The 16,875-nt window shown below is 69.7% G+C and carries 11 protein-coding genes; 4 read left to right on the forward strand and 7 right to left on the reverse strand.

Annotated elements, in window-relative coordinates; all coding sequences use genetic code 11:
* Positions 1-5: 5 nt before the first annotated feature.
* Positions 6-4,940 carry an NAD-glutamate dehydrogenase gene (locus tag ACZ7L7_RS06395; protein ID WP_472075079.1) on the reverse strand — a complete coding sequence of 1,645 codons (4,935 nt, stop codon included), beginning with the start codon at positions 4,938-4,940 and terminating at the stop codon, positions 6-8.
* 883 nt (positions 4,941-5,823) lie between these two features.
* Here ACZ7L7_RS06395 and ACZ7L7_RS06400 point away from each other — a divergent pair.
* Positions 5,824-6,390, forward strand: a complete 567-nt coding sequence (locus ACZ7L7_RS06400) for a DJ-1/PfpI family protein (RefSeq protein ID WP_285510751.1) — start codon at positions 5,824-5,826, stop codon at positions 6,388-6,390.
* Between the two features lie 18 nt (positions 6,391-6,408).
* Here ACZ7L7_RS06400 and ACZ7L7_RS06405 read toward each other — a convergent pair whose 3' ends face one another.
* Together ACZ7L7_RS06405 and ACZ7L7_RS06410 are read right to left on the reverse strand one after the other, a co-directional pair.
* On the reverse strand, positions 6,409-7,074 hold the full coding sequence (locus ACZ7L7_RS06405; protein ID WP_472075081.1) for an HAD family hydrolase: 666 nt from the start codon (positions 7,072-7,074) through the stop codon (positions 6,409-6,411).
* 81 nt (positions 7,075-7,155) lie between these two features.
* Complete coding sequence (locus ACZ7L7_RS06410) at positions 7,156-7,671, reverse strand: DUF6912 family protein (protein ID WP_285510749.1); 516 nt, start codon at positions 7,669-7,671, stop codon at positions 7,156-7,158.
* 331 nt (positions 7,672-8,002) lie between these two features.
* Here ACZ7L7_RS06410 and ACZ7L7_RS06415 point away from each other — a divergent pair, with 331 nt between their 5' ends.
* Positions 8,003-8,545 carry an Rv3235 family protein gene (locus tag ACZ7L7_RS06415; protein ID WP_285510748.1) on the forward strand — a complete coding sequence of 181 codons (543 nt, stop codon included), beginning with the start codon at positions 8,003-8,005 and terminating at the stop codon, positions 8,543-8,545.
* A 94-nt stretch (positions 8,546-8,639) separates the two neighbouring features.
* Here the strand turns inward: ACZ7L7_RS06415 and secA are convergent, their stop codons facing one another.
* A complete protein-coding gene (gene secA / locus ACZ7L7_RS06420; RefSeq protein ID WP_285510747.1) occupies positions 8,640-11,483 on the reverse strand; it encodes a preprotein translocase subunit SecA in 2,844 nt (947 codons plus the stop codon).
* 269 nt (positions 11,484-11,752) lie between these two features.
* Between secA and ACZ7L7_RS06425 the strand changes: the two genes are divergently transcribed.
* Both ACZ7L7_RS06425 and ACZ7L7_RS06430 read left to right on the forward strand, forming a co-directional pair.
* Complete coding sequence (locus ACZ7L7_RS06425; RefSeq protein WP_285510746.1) at positions 11,753-12,331, forward strand: GNAT family N-acetyltransferase; 579 nt, start codon at positions 11,753-11,755, stop codon at positions 12,329-12,331.
* Between the two features lie 434 nt (positions 12,332-12,765).
* A complete protein-coding gene (locus tag ACZ7L7_RS06430; RefSeq protein WP_285516818.1) occupies positions 12,766-13,935 on the forward strand; it encodes a winged helix-turn-helix domain-containing protein in 1,170 nt (389 codons plus the stop codon).
* A gap of 64 nt (positions 13,936-13,999) precedes the next feature.
* Here ACZ7L7_RS06430 and ACZ7L7_RS06435 read toward each other — a convergent pair whose 3' ends face one another.
* The 3 genes from ACZ7L7_RS06435 to ACZ7L7_RS06445 all read right to left on the reverse strand — a co-directional run bounded on the left by ACZ7L7_RS06435 (position 14,000) and on the right by ACZ7L7_RS06445 (position 16,816).
* On the reverse strand, positions 14,000-14,743 hold the full coding sequence (locus tag ACZ7L7_RS06435) for a response regulator (RefSeq protein ID WP_285516819.1): 744 nt from the start codon (positions 14,741-14,743) through the stop codon (positions 14,000-14,002).
* Positions 14,744-14,945: 202 nt separating this feature from the next.
* A complete protein-coding gene (gene hpf, locus ACZ7L7_RS06440) occupies positions 14,946-15,638 on the reverse strand; it encodes a ribosome hibernation-promoting factor, HPF/YfiA family (RefSeq protein ID WP_374213548.1) in 693 nt (230 codons plus the stop codon).
* Positions 15,639-15,952: 314 nt separating this feature from the next.
* Complete coding sequence (locus ACZ7L7_RS06445; protein WP_285516820.1) at positions 15,953-16,816, reverse strand: ComF family protein; 864 nt, start codon at positions 16,814-16,816, stop codon at positions 15,953-15,955.
* Positions 16,817-16,875 lie beyond the last annotated feature (59 nt).

Raw genomic sequence — 16,875 nt, forward strand, 5'->3', positions numbered from 1 at the left:
ACCGCCTACGAGTGCGTGCGCAGCAGGGTGCGCATCGTCCGCATCGCCACCGACAGGTTGGCGAGGTCGAACGTCTCCGAGCCCTGGATCTCCTCCAGGGTGGTGCGCGCCCGGCCGAGGATCGCCGCGTTCTTCTGCTCCCAGGCCTTGAACCGCTCCTCCGGGGTGGAGGTGCCGTTGCCGACCGCGAGGACGTCCGAGGTCAGCGCCGCGTGCGCCGCGTACAGGTCCTCACGGATCGAGGCGCGGGCCATCGACTGCCAGCGGTCGTTGCGCGGCAGCTCGATGATGCGGTCCATCAGCTGGGAGATCCGCAGCCGGTCGGCGAGGTCGTAGTACACCTCGGCGACGTCCAGCGGCTCCTTGCCCATGCGGTCGGCCACCGAGACGATGTCGAGCGCCGGGAAGGCGGAGGAGAACCCGGCCACCCGCGTGGCGAGCTCGTCCGGGACACCGGCGGCCGACAGCTCGTCGAAGATCTGCTGGTACCAGTCCAGGTCCGCGCCCTTGAGCAGCTTCGGCAGCTGCGACCAGACCTGTTCGACCCGCTCGGTGAAGAAGTCGACCGTCTCGGCGAGCTCCAGCGGCTGCGGCCGGTTGTTCAGCAGCCAGCGCGTGCCGCGCTCGACCAGTCGGCGCGAGTGCAGCCGGATACGGGTCTGGACATCGGCCTCGACCTTGTTGTCCAGCGCCTCGACCGCGTCCCACACCTCGGAGGACTTGAAGATCGCGCGGGCCACGGTCTGCGCCCGGACGATCTCCTCCAGCGAGGCCCCGGTCTCCTCCCGCAGCCGGTGCAGATAGGTCGTACCACCGGTGTTGACCGTGTCGTTGACCAGCACGGTCGTGGTGATCTCGCGCCGCAGCGGGTGGCTGACCAGGTACTCCGGGAACCGCTCGCGCAGCGCGCTCGGGAAGTACGCGTGCAGCAGCGTGCTCAGGTACGGGTCGTCGGGCAGCGAGGTGTGCAGCAGCTCATCGGCGACCGTGATCTTCGTGTACGCCAGCAGGACGGCCGTCTCCGGGCCGGTCAGACCGTGCCCGGCGGAGATCCGCTCGCGGATCTGGCGGTCGGTGGGCAGGAACTCCAGCGCCCGGTCCAGATGACCCTCGCGGACCAGGTGGCGCAGGTAGCGCGCCTGGGCGTGGAGCATGTCCTTGGACTGCGCGAGGGCGTTGGCGATGGCCGTGTTCTGCGCGTAGTTGTTGCGCAGCACCAGCCGGCCGACCTCGTCGGTCATCTCCGCGAGCAGCTTGTTGCGCTGCTTGACGGTCATGTCGCCCTCGGCGACCAGCTGGTTCAGCAGGATCTTGATGTTCACCTCGTGGTCGGAGGTGTCCACGCCCGCGCTGTTGTCGATGGCATCGGTGTTGATCTTGCCGCCGTGGCGGGCGAACTCGATCCGGCCGAGCTGGGTCAGCCCCAGGTTGCCGCCCTCGCCGACGACCTGGACGCGCAGGTCGGCGCCGTCGACACGGATGGCGTCGTTGGCCTTGTCGCCGACATCGGCGTGCGACTCGGTGCTCGCCTTGACGTAGGTGCCGATACCGCCGTTCCACAGCAGGTCGACCTGCGCCTTGAGGATCGCCTTCATCAGCTCGGCCGGCGTCATCTTCGACACCTTCTCCTCGATACCGAGGGCCTCGCGGATGTGGGCGTTGACCGGGATCGCCTTCGCCGTACGTGGGAAGACGCCGCCTCCGGCCGAGATCAGGTCGGTGTTGTAGTCGGCCCAGCTGGAGCGGGGCAGCTCGAACAGGCGGCGGCGCTCGGCGTAACCGGTGGCCGCGTCCGGGTTCGGGTCGATGAAGATGTGCCGGTGGTCGAAGGCGGCGACCAGGCGGATGTGCTCGCTGAGCAGCATGCCGTTGCCGAACACGTCACCGGACATGTCACCGATGCCGACGACCGTGAAGTCCTCGGACTGGGTGTCCACGCCCAGCTCCCGGAAGTGCCGCTTGACGGACTCCCAGGCGCCGCGGGCGGTGATGCCCATGCCCTTGTGGTCGTAGCCGGCCGAGCCGCCGGAGGCGAAGGCGTCACCGAGCCAGAAGTTGTAGCTCTCGGCGACCTCGTTGGCGATGTCGGAGAAGGTCGCGGTGCCCTTGTCGGCGGCGACCACCAGGTAGGTGTCGTCCTCGTCGTGCCGGACCACGTCGACCGGGGGCACGACCTCGCCGCCGACCATGTTGTCGGTGATGTCCAGCAGCGCCGAGATGAACGTCTTGTAGCTGGCGATGCCCTCGGCCAGCCAGGCGTCCCGGTCCACGGACGGGTCCGGGAGCTGCTTGGCGACGAACCCGCCCTTGGCGCCGACCGGCACGATGACGGTGTTCTTCACCATCTGCGCCTTGACCAGGCCCAGGATCTCGGTGCGGAAGTCCTCACGCCGGTCGGACCAGCGCAGACCACCGCGGGCGACCTTGCCGAACCTGAGGTGCACACCCTCCACCCGCGGCGAGTACACCCAGATCTCGTACGCCGGACGCGGCGCAGGCAGGTCCGGGATGGCCTGCGGGTCGAACTTCATGGAGACGTAGTCGTGCGGCCGGCCGCCCGCGGCCTCCTGGAAGAAGTTGGTGCGCAGGGTCGCCTTGATGACGGTGAGGAAGGAGCGCAGGATGCGGTCCTCGTCCAGGCTCGCCACCTGGTCCAACGCGGCGTCGACCTCTTCGAGGAGCGCGTCGACGATCTCGTGGCCCGCGCGCTGGCGGTCCGGCGACATCCGCGCCTCGAACAGCGAGACCAGCAGCCGCGTGGTGTGGACGTTGTTGCGGAGGGTGTCCTCCATGTAGTCCTGGCTGAAGGTCGACCCGGCCTGGCGCAGGTACTTGGCGTACGCGCGCAGCACCATCGCCTGCCGCCAGGTCAGCCCGGCGCTCAGCACGAGGGCGTTGAAGCCGTCGTTCTCGGCCTTGCCGGTCCAGGTGGCGGCGAAGGCCTCCTGGATCCGCTCGCGGGCGTCATCACCGGCGTAGTCGACGCTGCCGCTCGGTGTCTTCGGCATCCTGAGGCCGAAGTCGTAGATCCACGCCGTCGTACGGTCCGAGCAGCGCAGTTCGTAGGGCCGCTCGTCGATGACCTCGACGCCGAGCCGGTTGAGCACCGGCAGGACGGCGGACAGGGAGACGGCCGCGCCCTTGCGGTAGATCTTGAAGCGGCGCTCCTCGGGGGCGGCGCCGACCGGCTCGTACAGGCTCAGCGAGAAGTCGTGCTCCTCGCTGAGCTGCTCGATGTGGACCAGGTCGGAGACGGCCGAGCGCGGGGTGTGGTCGGCCTTGTAGCCCTCGGGGAAGGCGTTGCCGTAGCGGCGCAGCAGTTCCGCGGCGCGCTCCTCGCCGAGTTCGGCGTTGAGGGCGTCGGCGAAGCCGTCGGCCCAGGAGCGGGCGGCCTCGACCAGGCGGGCCTCGATGCGCTCCTTGTCCTGGTCGCTGAGCTGCGGCAGCTCGGTGCCCTGCGGGACGCGGACCACGAAGTGCAGCCGGGACAGGATCGACTCGGTGTTCCAGGCGGTGAAGTCGACGCTGGTGCCGCCCAGCTCCTCCTTCAGGATGTCGATGATCCGCAGCCGGACGCCGGTGGTGTAGCGGTCGCGCGGCAGGTAGACGAGGGCCGAGTAGTAGCGGCCGTACTCGTCCTGGCGCAGGTACAGGCGCAGCCGGCGGCGCTCCTGGAGGTAGAGCACGCTGGTGACGATCGCCTGGAGCTCGGCGACGGGCGTCTGGAAGAGCTCGTCGCGCGGGTAGGTCTCCAGGATCTGCAGCAGGTCGCGGCCGTCGTGGCTGTTGGGCGAGAACCCGGCGCGCTTGAGGACGTCCTGGACCTTGCGCCGGATGACCGGGACGCGGCGGACGGACTCGGTGTAGGCGGCGGAGGAGAACAGGCCGAGGAAGCGGCGCTCCCCGATGACGTTGCCGTCCTTGTCGAACTTCTTGACGCCGATGTAGTCCAGGTACGAGGGCCGGTGCACGGTGGCGCGACTGTTGGCCTTGGTCAGCACCAGCAGCTTGTGCTCGCGGGCCTTGGCGCGGGCGTCGGCGGGCAGCCGCTCGAAGGAGGGGCTGACGGGGTGGGCGTCCTGGCCGGAGTGGTGCGGGTCCGAGCGCAGTATCCCGAGCCCGGTGCCGGGGACGGCGGCGAGGGAGTCGTCCTCGCGCAGCTCGTACTCGCGGTAGCCGAGGAAGGTGAAGTGGTCGGCGGCCAGCCACTGCAGCAGCTCGCGGGCCTCCTCGACCTCCGGTCCGGGCAGGTCGCCGGGGATCGGCTCGTCGGCCAGGCCCTCGGACAGGCGCATCGCCGCGTCCCGCATCTTCTCCCAGTCCTCGACGGCCTCGCGGACGTCGGACAGGACGCGCAGCAGGTCGGCGGTGATCTGCTTGAGGTCGGCGCGGTCGGTCTCGCGGTCGATCTCCACGTGGATCCACGACTCGACGTGCGCGTCGTGGGGGCGCTCGTCCGCGGCGGGCGGGTTGCTGAGCACCTCGACGAGCTTGCCGGTGACGTCGCGGCGGACGACGACCTGGGGGTGGATGACGACGTGGATGCCGCGGCCCTGGCGGGTCAGCTCGTTGGTGACGGAGTCGACCAGGAAGGGCATGTCGTCGGTGACGACCTCGACGACGGAGTGGCTGCAGGTCCAGCCGTTCTCCTCCACCGTCGGCGTGTGGACCCGCACATTGGCCGTGCCCTGCGGGCGGACCTCGGCCAGCCGGTAGTGCGAGAAGGCGGCTCCGAGAACGTCGACCGGGTCTCGGTCGGTGAGGTCCTCCGGGGCGGTGTGCAGGTAGTAACGCTGGAGGAACGAGAGCACGGTGTCCCGGTCCGGGGTGCCTTCGCCCGTGGTCCCAGTCGGTAGGTGCCCCCCGACCGGGCTGTTCTCAGCTACCCGGGCGGCCCTTTCGAGCAGCTCGGCCTTGGCTTCGTCCAGCTTGGTCTGCATTGTCCTCTGGCTCCTGTCGCGCGCCGTTGCGTGACGTAGAAAGAAGTACGGTCTCGTCCCCTTCGACGTAACGTCGCGACGCGGGGTGTCCGGTCTTCTTCGACGCTATGCCGGGAGATGAGATGAGCGGGGGGATATCAGCCAAAATCGCCGCGCCCGACGGGTGTGACACTGCTCTCCGCATTGCCGTCACCGAGGGGTTGCGCGCCATCGCGGGGACCCTCTCGTCCCCGCCCCGCCCGCGAAGACCAGCGACCGCCACCCGGCCACGGATGTCATCCGTGCTCACCGGGCGCAGGGCAGGGACCACGATGTCCCCGCGAGCTATCGCGCTGATCACGCCACAAGGCTATCGCTGATTACCGGTGCCCCGTCATGAGCCGTATGTGTACAAAACCCGGGGTGGAAGTTTGACGTTCTGCACAGTACGAACAGCCCCACTGCCAGCTAGACCCACGCAGCTGCGGGCAGTCGCCCTCCCCTGCCCTCCCCCGGAACTGCGCGCAGTCGTGCCACCGCTCTCCCTCGTGGCTGCGGGCAGTCGTGCCGCTGGGGCGGCGCCCACCCAGGCAGTCGGCACGGCCGAACCGCCCTAGCTGCGCGCAGCCGTACCCCAGGGGCGGGCGCCCACCCAGCCAGTCGGCACCGCCCAACTCGCGCAGCTGCGGGCAGTCGTGCCGCTGGGGCGGCACGGGTGGGCTGGGGGTCCCCCCTCTGGGGGAGGCACCCCGCCAGCGCGGGCGAGCGAAACCCACCCCCACGCGAGCCGAGGCGAACGGTGACACCCTGGCCGCAGGCCCTCTTGGCAACCCGTACCAACCGAGGCACGTTGGCCAGGAGAGGCCAAGAAGTCGCAGTCCCCGGCAACACCACAGGAGCCGACATGACAGCGAAGATCCTCATCGTCACCGGCGACGCCGCAGAGTCCCTGGAGGTCCTCTACCCCTACCAACGCCTCCGCGAAGAGGGCTACGAGGTCCACATCGCCGCCCCCACCCGCAAAACGCTCCAGTTCGTCGTCCACGACTTCGAACCCGGCTTCGACACCTACACCGAGAAACCCGGCTACACCTGGCCCGCAGACCTGGCCTTCGACGAGGTAACCCCCACCGACTACGCCGCCGTAGTGATCCCCGGCGGCCGAGCCCCCGAATACCTCCGCAACGACCCCGAACTCCGCAAGATCCTGAAGTCCTTCATCGACGCCGACAAACCCATCGCCCAGATCTGCCACGGCCCCCTGCTCACGGCCGCCATCGACGGCCTACGAGGCCGCCGCGTCACGGCGTACCCCGCCCTGGAACTGGACATGCAGCAGGCCGGCGCCACCTTCCAGGACACCGAGGCGGTGGTCGACGGCACCCTCGTCTCCTCCCGCGCCTGGCCCGACCACAGCGCCTGGATGCGCGAGTTCCTGACGGTCCTGAGGGCAAAGGCCCCGGTGACGTAGAACCACCCCCGAGAGAACCTACGCAGCCAGCCTCTCCGCCACCGCGACCGCCTCCGCCAACGAGTCCACCACCGGCACCCCCACGCCCTCCAGACTGGCGCGGCTGTGCGACCCGCCGGTGTACAGCACGGCCCGCGCCCCCACATGCAACGCCGCCACCGCGTCATCGGCCGCGTCCCCGATCACCACGGTCCGCTCCGGGTCCACCCCGCCCAGCGCCCCGAGGTGCCGCACCATGTGCTCGGCCTTGCTGCCCCCGGACGGCCCGGTCCGCCCGTCCACCCGTATGAAGTGCGACTCGATCCCGAGCCTCCGCACCAACGGCACCAGCTCGTCATGCGTGTACATGCTCAGCAGGGACTGGCTCCGCCCCGCCGCTCCCCACCCCGCGAGCAGCTCGGCCGCCCCCGCGGTCAGCCCGCACCCCACCCGGTGCTCGGCGTAGTACCGGTGGAAGGTCGCGTCCATGACCTCCCACTCGGCGTCGGTCGGCAGCCGCCCCAGCAGCCGCTCGTAGAACTTCGGCACCGGCACGCAGTACAGCGCCCGGTACTTCTCCAGCGTGATCGGCTCCAGACCCAGCTCGGCGAAGGCCGCGTTCGTCGCCCCGATGATCGCGTCATTGTCGTGGAACAGCGTCCCGTTCCAGTCCCAGACAATGTGCGCCCCAGCTCGCTTCCCCATGCCAAAAACCGTACCCGCCCCCACTGACAATCATGAGACCCGCAGGTCAGGCGGGGTAGAGCAGAGGAAAGGCGGCCGGTCTCACCCGCCGAGCCCCACCAGGTTCGCAATCTCCTGCGTCGCGAACCACAACAGCTCGTGGTCCTCGGCCCCGTCCACGACGAACTGCGCGTCGTCGTCCCCGGCGTCCGCCGCCGCCAGCGCCTGCGCCGCCGCGGCCACGTCCGTCTCCGCGTCCCCGCCGTCGACATGCACCGAGGCCGCCTTGCCCAGCGGCACCGGCCCCGCGATCCGCACCTCGCCCAGCGCGCCCGGCTCAAGACCCCGGTCGGGGTCGACGGTGGCGGCCTTGTCGGCGACGTCCACGGCCACCACGACCCGGCGCCGCGGCGCCCCGGAGTCCTCGGCCAGCAGCCGCAGCGAGGCCAGCGCGGCCCGGTTCAGCGCCGCGTACTCCAGTTCCTCGATGTCGTCGGAGAGGTACCACTCCCGCAGCGCGGGCGTCACGGCATAGGCGACGAGCGCCTCGGCCCCCAGTTCGCCCGTCTTGTACGCCTCGGCGAGACCGGGAAGGGTCAGGGGGACGTAGACGCGCATGGCTGGCCGCTTTCGTGGTCGGAGGCTCCGCAAACAGCCCCGGGAGCGGGTGTTCCCGCGTCTCCCGAAGGGCCTTCAGGATACGTGCGGGCGTCCCCTTTCGAGTCCCCGCCCACACCCCGGAGACCGGCAACCCGCGTCCGGGAATTCACCCGCCCCGCCCCCGGACTTCCGGGCCTCGGCACCCCAGAAGTCATCCGGATAGGTGAACTTTTCTACCCCTCCGACCAACCCCGGCACGTACTTGAACCCGGCCCGCGGACCCCGTACAAGATCACCGACCACGAAGTTACTGCCCGGTACTTCCCGGGCCGACCCATCGGGGGCACCCATGAACAAGGTCATGACCAGGGCTCGCAACCACCCCGGCGCCCGCCCGCCCGGCCGCCGCGACACCCGCCGCCCCGGCGCCGCCCCGTCCCGCACCCCGAGCGCGGCCAGGCCTCGCGACACCCGCCCGCCCACAGCCCGCTCCGCCGTCTCGGTACCGCCCCAGACGCCGCGCCGCCCCGTCTCCCCGGCCGTACCCCAGCCCCGCCCCACCGACGTCTTCGCCGACCGTCTGCTCGCCGTCCTGACCGGCCGGCGCCCGGTCCACTACATGCTCCGCCACACCGCGGGCCGCGCCTACGACGACCTCGCCTGGCTCGCCGAACGACACCCCCTGCGCACGCGGCACGGCGCCCTCCCGGTCGTCAGGGACATCGGCTACTACGTCCCCTCCCCCGGCGCCATCGAGGCCTTCGCCCGCATCAGCGCCGGTGACCGGCTGCGCGCCATGGCCTTCCGGCTGGAACGGGGCCAGGACCTGCGGTGGCGCTGTACGGCGGTGGAACTGGGCGGCCCCGCCCGCCCACGCGCACAGGACGACTGAAACCGTCGTACGGCCGGGCCCGCACGCACGCCGAAGGGCCGGCCACCACCAGGGTGACCGGCCCTTCCACAGCGTGTCCGGCTGCCGCCGCGCCTTACTTCCTACGGCGCCGGCCGCGCGACTGCTTGCGCCGCTCCGCGCGGGTGAGGCCGTCCGCCTCCGAGCGCACCGGCTCGTCGTCGTCCGTCCAGTCGCTCTCGATGGTGCCGCCCGCACCGTCCACGGTCGGCGCCGTCAGGTGCAGGTTGCGCCGCTGCGGGGCTTCGAGGCCCTTGGCCCGGATCTCCGGACGGGAGCCCGCCTGCGCCGGAACCGCGTCCTGCGGGCCCTTCTCCATCGAGGGCTTGGCGTCCTCGACCGGGACCTCCTCGACCTGCTGCTCGACCTGGACCTCCAGGTTGAACAGGTAGCCGACGGACTCCTCCTTGATGCCCTCCATCATCGCGGTGAACATGTCGAAGCCCTCGCGCTGGTACTCCACCAGCGGGTCCTTCTGCGCCATCGCACGCAGGCCGATGCCCTCCTGGAGGTAGTCCATCTCGTAGAGGTGCTCGCGCCACTTGCGGTCCAGCACCGACAGCACGACCCGGCGCTCCAGCTCACGCATGATCTCGGAGCCGAGCTGCGCCTCGCGCGCCTCGTACTGGGCGTGGATGTCCTCCTTGATGGACTCGGCGATGAACTCGGCGGTCAGACCCGCGCGGTCACCGGCCGCCTCCTCCAGTTCCTCGATGGTCACCTTCACCGGGTAGAGCTGCTTGAAGGCGCCCCACAGCCGGTCCAGGTCCCACTCCTCGGCGAAGCCCTCGGCCGTCTCGGCGTTGATGTACGCGTCGATGGTGTCGTCCATGAAGTGCTGGATCTGCTCGTGCAGGTCCTCGCCCTCCAGGACACGGCGGCGCTCGCCGTAGATGACCTCGCGCTGGCGGTTGAGGACCTCGTCGTACTTCAGGACGTTCTTGCGGGTCTCGAAGTTCTGCTGCTCGACCTGCGACTGCGCGGACGCGATCGCGCGCGTGACCATCTTGTTCTCGATCGGCACGTCGTCCGGGACGTTCGCCATCGACATCACGCGCTCGACCATCTGCGCCTTGAACAGCCGCATCAGGTCGTCGCCCAGCGAGAGGTAGAAGCGGGACTCGCCCGGGTCGCCCTGACGGCCGGAACGACCGCGCAGCTGGTTGTCGATACGGCGCGACTCGTGCCGCTCGGTGCCCAGCACGTACAGACCGCCGAGCGCCTCGACCTCTTCCTTCTCGGCCTTCACCGCGGCCTCGGCACGCTTGAGGGCCTCCGGCAGGGCCGCGGCCCACTCCTCGATGTGCTCCTCGGGATCGAGGCCGCGCTGGCGCAGCTCCGCCTCGGCGAGATCCTCGGGGTTGCCGCCGAGCTTGATGTCCGTACCACGGCCGGCCATGTTGGTGGCCACGGTGACGGCGCCCTTGCGGCCGGCCTGGGCGACGATCTGCGCCTCACGGTCGTGCTGCTTGGCGTTCAGCACCTCGTGCTGGATGCCGCGCTTGCTGAGCTGCTGCGAGAGGTACTCGGACTTCTCGACCGAGGTGGTGCCGACAAGGATCGGCTGGCCCTTGCGGTGCTTCTCCTCGATGTCGTCGACGACCGCCTCGAACTTGGCGACCTCGGTGCGGTAGATGAGGTCCGACTGGTCCTTGCGGACCATCGGCCGGTTCGTCGGGATCGGCACCACACCGAGCTTGTAGATCTGGTGGAACTCGGCGGCCTCGGTCATGGCCGTACCCGTCATGCCGCACAGGCCCGGGTATTCCTTGCCCTTGTGGTCGTAGCGCTTGTAGAGGCGGAAGAAGTTCTGCAGGGTGATCGTGGCGAGCGTCTGGTTCTCGTCCTTGATCGGCACCCCTTCCTTCGCCTCGATCGCCTGGTGCATGCCCTCGTTGTAGCGGCGGCCGGCGAGGATACGGCCGGTGTGCTCGTCGACGATCATGACCTCGCCGTCGATGACGACGTAGTCCTTGTCCCGCTTGAAGAGCTCCTTGGCCTTGATGGCGTTGTTCAGGTAGCCCACCAGCGGGGTGTTCACCGACTCGTAGAGGTTGTCGATGCCCAGCCAGTCCTCGACCTTGGCGACACCGGACTCGTGGATGGCGACGGTGCGCTTCTTCTCGTCGACCTCGTAGTCGCCGGTCTCCTCGATGCCCTTGAGCGGGTTGCCGGGCTCGCCGCGCTTGAGGCGGGTGACCAGCTTGGCGAAGTCGCCGTACCACTTGGTGGCCTGGTCGGCCGGGCCGGAGATGATCAGCGGCGTACGGGCCTCGTCGACGAGGATGGAGTCGACCTCGTCGACGATGGCGAAGTTGTGGCCGCGCTGGACGAGCTCGTCCTTGGACCACGCCATGTTGTCGCGCAGGTAGTCGAAGCCGAACTCGTTGTTCGTGCCGTAGGTGATGTCGCACGCGTACTGCTCACGGCGCTGGGCCGGCGTCATGTTGGCGAGGATGCAGCCCACGCTCAGACCCAGGAACTTGTGGACGCGACCCATCATCTCGGAGTCGCGCTCGGCCAGGTAGTCGTTGACCGTGATGAGGTGAACGCCCTTGCCGGCCAGAGCGTTCAGGTACGCGGGCAGGGTGCCGACGAGCGTCTTGCCCTCACCGGTCTTCATCTCGGCGACGTAGCCGAGGTGCAGGGCCGCGCCACCCATGATCTGCACGTCGTAGTGACGCTGGCCGAGGACGCGCTTGGCGGCCTCGCGGACGGTGGCGAACGCCTCCGGAAGAAGGTCGTCGAGGGTCTCACCGTCGGCGTAGCGCTGCTTGTACTCCTCGGTGAGGGCCCGCAGCTCGGCGTCGGAGAGGTCCACGAAGTCCTCTTCGATGGAGTTGACCTGGTCCGCGATGCGGTGCAGCTTGCGCAGGATCTTGCCTTCGCCTGCACGCATGATCTTCGAGAGGACGGACACGGGGGTTGGTCTCCTTGCCGGTCGGGCCTGGGACGGTCGGTTTCCATTTGACTTGACTGAGCAACGGCCATCGTATGCGAGGACCCCACCGCGCCGGGAGGTCTGCCGATACGGCGAACGTCCGCTGCTCCACATCTCCTCGCATTGCACAACGGACGGGGTCGGCGGATAGTGCCGCACGCGGCTGACGAATTGCGCGAATTGTGATCGCCCGCTCACCCACGGCTAAATATCTGGCGCCCCGAACGCCGTCCCAGCAGAATCGCCCGATGGACCCCGTGACGCTGACCACCGACCGCCTTCTGTTGCGCACGGTCGGCCCGCGCGACACCGATGCCGTGTTCCGGGCCGTCCAGGACCCCGACATCCTGCGCTGGACCACGATTCCCTCGCCCTATCTCCCCGAGCACGCCCGGAGCTTCACCGAGCAACTCGTCCCCGACGGCTGGGCGGACGGCTCGATGTTCACGTTCGGTGTCTTCCTCCGCGAGGGCGAGGAACTGGCGGGGATGCTGGGCCTGACGATGCGCGCCCCGGGCGTCGCGGAGGTCGGCTTCTGGACGGCGAAGGAGCACCGCCGCAAGGGCTACACCACCGAGGCGGTCCTCACCGCCGGCCGCTGGGCCTTCACCCACGCCTCCATCGACCGGATCGAATGGCGGGCCGAGGTCGGCAACCACGCCTCCCGCGCGGTGGCTACCCGAGCCGGCTTCACCCACGAGGGCACCCAACGCTCCGCCCTCAACAACAACGGCACCCGCAGAGACTGCTGGGTGGCCTCCCTACTCCCCTCAGACCTGGGCCTCCCCTCAACGGCGCCCTACCTGCCGTCCCGAGATCCGGCGTAGCTACAAGCAGTCGCACCGCTGAAACGGCACCCACCCAGGCGGACAACGCTGCTCAGTCGCCGTAGCCGCAGGCAGCCGCACCGCCGGGACAGCGCCCACCCAAACAGGCAGCACCACCGAACCGCCGTAGCCGCGGGCAGCCGCACCGCTGGGACGGCGCCCACCCAAGCAGACGGCACCGCTCCATCACCGCAGCTGCGGGCAGCCGCACCGCCGGGACGGCGCCCACCCAAGCAGACGGCACCGTCCAACCCACGTAGCTGCGGGCAGTCGTGCCGCAGGGGCGGCACGGGTGGGCGCAGCGGCACCCCGCAAGCGCGGGCAAGCGCACCCACCCCCACGGCAACCCCCAGCGGTCGGCACCCGCACAAGTGCCGCCGCACAAACCCCCAGCTCACCCCTCACTGTCACACCCACCCCCTATCGTGCGAGCCATGACCACCCCGCGCCCCACCGAACTCTCGGCGGACGAGGCCCGCCGCATCGCCCTCCGCGCCCAGGGCTTCCTAGGCGCCCCCAACCGAAAGTCCGGCGTCCGCGGCATCCTCCGCCACCTCGGCGCCGTCCAGCTCGACACCATCTCGGTCCTCGCCCGCTCCCACGAACTCATCCCGTACGCCCGCCTGGGCGCGGTAGGCCGCACAACGGTCGAGCAGGCGTACTGGACGGACACCCACGCCTTCGAGTACTGGTCCCACGCCGCCTGCATCCTCCCGGTGGAGGAGTGGCCCCACTTCGCCTTCCGCCGCCGCGCATACCGCAACCGCCCCATGTGGGGCCACGACCTCCCCGACGGCGCCTACGACCAGGTGATCAAGCAGCTCACCATCGAAGGCCCCCTCACCGCCACGGAGTTGGGCGGCGCGAAGAAGACCAACGACTGGTGGGACTGGTCCGGCTCCAAGGTCGCCGTGGAACGCGCCCTGATGTACGGAGAGGTCGTCTGCGTGGAGCGCCGCGGCTGGAAACGCGTCTACGACCTGGCGGAACGCGCGATCCCCAGCGACCTCCTCCACGACGAGCTGGACGACACCGAGTGCCTGCGCCGCCTGGTCCGCCTGGCGGGCCAGTCCCTCGGCGTCGGCACCCGCGCGGACATCGCCGACTACCACCGTCTCAAGGGCGAGCAGGTCGACGCGGTGATCGCCGACTCCGGCCTGGTCCCGGTCACCGTGGAGGGCTGGGCCAAGCCCGCCTGGGCCGACCCGGCGGCCCTGGCCACACCACCCCGCGGGCGGCACCGTACGACCCTGCTCTCCCCGTTCGACTCCCTGATCTGGGAGCGGGCGCGCACCGAGCGGATCTTCGGCTTCACCCACCGCCTGGAGGCCTACGTCCCCAAGCAGAAGCGCGTGTACGGCTACTTCGCGATGCCCGTCCTGTCCGGCGGCCGACTGGTCGGCCGAGTGGACCCGGCCCGCGAGGGCCGCACCCTGGTCGCCAAGCAGGTCACGCTGGAGAACAAGAAGGCGGTCCCGGCGACGGCCCAGGCCCTGCTGGAGGCGGCGAGTTGGGTGGACTGCACGAACGTCCGCGTGGAGCGAGTGGACGCACCGGAACTGCGCGCGCCCCTGACCCAGGCGGTCAACGCCCTACTGTCCTGAACCAACCACCTGGGAGACGGAAGACAGAGACGGGAGACGGAAACGGGGAACTGAGACGGAAGACCTACCGGATCTCCAGGATCTTCTCCCGCATCGCGTAGACCACGGCCTCCATCCTGGAGTGCAGTTGCAGCTTCTCCAGGATGTTGCGCACATGGTTCTTCACGGTGTTCTCGGAGATGAACAACTCCTTGGCGATATCGCGGTTGTTCATCCCCGTGGCGACCAGCTTGAGCACTTCCAGCTCACGGTCCGTCAGCCGCGGCGCCGGAACCAGCCGCCGCTCGTCGGTCCGCTGGATCATCGACTTGAACTCGGTGAGCAGCTTCGACGCCATGGACGGGCTGATCTGCGACTGTCCGTCGGCCACCGCGCGGATCGCGGTGGCCACCTCGTCCGTGGAGATCTCCTTCAGGAGATAGCCCGTCGCCCCGGCCTTGATCGCGTCGTAGAGGTCGGCTTCCTCGTCGCTGATCGTCAGCATGATGATCTTCGCGCTGGGTGCCACCTCCTTGATGGAGGTGCAGGCCTCGATCCCGCCCCGCTTCGGCATTCGCACATCCATCAGCACGATGTCGGGCAGCAGATCGGCGGCCTTGTCGACGGCCTCCGCGCCGTCGCCGGCCTCTCCCACGACCTGGATGTCCTCCTCGGCCGCGAGCACGATCTCCAGTCCACGACGGAAGAGGGCGTGGTCGTCCACGACGAGGACTCTGATCGGCTCCTTGCGTGAGGAGCCCGCGTCCGGGCTCATACCGACGACATCGTCGGCGTCCTCGTCCCGCATCGGTCCGAAGGTGTCCGCCATCGTTCCTCCCCCTGAAGGCTGTGGCTGGTCAGGTGCCATCGCCAACCCAAGGCAGCGGCCCACCGGTTGGGCCGGTGCGGCCATGATTTCATGCCCGGACGGCACCGGGGTGACAGAGCGGGGCGCGAAGGGGTCGCACACCGGTGCCCCTGGGGGCGCACGCGCGCTCCAGGGGCACCCGCTTGCTCGTCAGCCGGGCGGATCAGCCGCCCAGCGTGCCACCGGCCGCCTGGTTGTCCCCCTCAGCGACCATCGGGTCGGTGTTGAGGTGGATCACGCCGTAGTCGTAGGCGTGCCGCCGGTAGACGACACTCGGTTCCTTGGTCTCGGAGTCGATGAACAGATAGAAGTCGTGCCCGACCAGCTCCATCTCGTAGAGAGCCTGGTCGAGGGACATCGGGGAGGCGACGTGTGTCTTCTCGCGTACGACGAGAGGGCCTTCGCCCTTCACTTCCAGCGAGCCGATCTTCTTGGTGGGAACGCCGTCCGGCTCTTCCTCCTGGAAGGTGTGGCCGTTCCCGTTCAGCGTCGCCGCGCCCGGGACGTGGTCGGGGACCTCGGCTGCCGTGAGCCGTCGTGCGCCCCGGCGCGAGTAACGCTTGTCGTGCTGCTTGCGCAGTCGTGCGTCAAGCTTCTCCGCCGCCAGGTCCAGCGCCGCGTACGGGTCGCTGGCCGACGCCTCCGCCCTGATCACCGGACCGCGGGAGCGGAGCGTGATCTCCACTCGGTCTGAGCGGTCGGCCTGTCGGGGGTTGGGCTCCTTGGACACCTCGACGTCGAGGCTGATCACCTTGCCATCGAGCTTCTGGATCTTCTCCAGCTTCAGCTTCTCGGCCACGTGCTTGCGGAACCGCTCGGGCACCTCGGTCTTGCGGCCCTTGACGACGATGTCCACGCAGAACTCCGTTCCCGGATCGCTCCGCTCCAACGGCGGAGCATCTCCCTTTTGCACCAGGTTCCGGTGAACCCCGGAACCTCGGACTCGGTGACTTCCACCTCCTCCTCCCCCGCGGGCAAGATCTCCACCCCGCCGGCTCGGGTGAATACGAAAACCCGCAGCACGGCATTCAGATATGAGAGGGATGGCCTGCGCCTTTCTCTCACAACCGAACATATCTCGCCCGGACGGATGTCGTCACCCTCTACCGCGGCGTACCTCCGTTCAGGTGAATTGGCCCTCTCATAACCTGCAACGATGCAAGTCAGGCGTCAGTTCCGGTTTATTTCGAAAGCATCCGGAGAAGCCGCGACGACCGCCGCGCGGAGCCCGTCACCTGCACGGACACGGCCCGCTGCGACCGCCTCGACCGGCACCCCGTACCTGCGCACCGTTGCCTCCACTGTCATTCGTGTACTCACTTCCCCTGTCTCTTCCCGACCATCCGTCCCGCACACCGCCTCTGCCCCCGCGGCACGCCCCGTCAGCCGCACCGCACGCGCCGCCTCCGCCAGCGAGGCACCGGTGGTCATCAGATCGTCGACCAGCACCACCCGCCCCTCGCCCAGCAGCCGCCGCGCGCCCGGTACGACCTCCAGCGCGCCGGCCAGATTGTCCTGCCGCTGCCGGGAGTTGAGGCCCGACTGGTCGGCCACGGCCCGCCGCTGACGCAGCGCGGCGAGCACCCGCGCCGGGGTGCCGGTGCGCCGCAGCTCGGCCGCCGCCGTGAGCGCGATCCGCCGCACCGGATCATGCCCCCGCGCCCGCACGGCCCCGCGCGCCGACGGCACGGGCACCAGCAGCACCGCACCACCACCCGTACGGAAGCCCGTACCGCCACCCGTGGCCAGCCCCGCCCGTACGGCCCCCGCCAGCGCCACGCCGAGCGGTGCCGCCAGCGCCAGGGCGCCGCGCTCCTTGTGGGCCAGCAGAGCGGCACGGACCTGGTCCGCGTACCGGGCGGCCGCGTGCACGACCGGCAGCCCGGGCGGCTCCGGATCGGGCCGCACCCGGCACGGCTCGGCCCCGCTCAACGCCGTACGGCACCTCGGGCACAGCACCGTACGAGGCCTCCCGCAGCCGCCGCACTCGGACGGCAGCACCAGATCCGTGAGATCACGCCACCACCGCCGCATGTCCACCACTGTGCCCGCCCGGCCGCCCACCGGCCACCCCTGTGGAAAACCCCCTGTGG

The sequence above is a fragment of the Streptomyces sp. NPDC110618 genome (assembly GCF_055657065.1).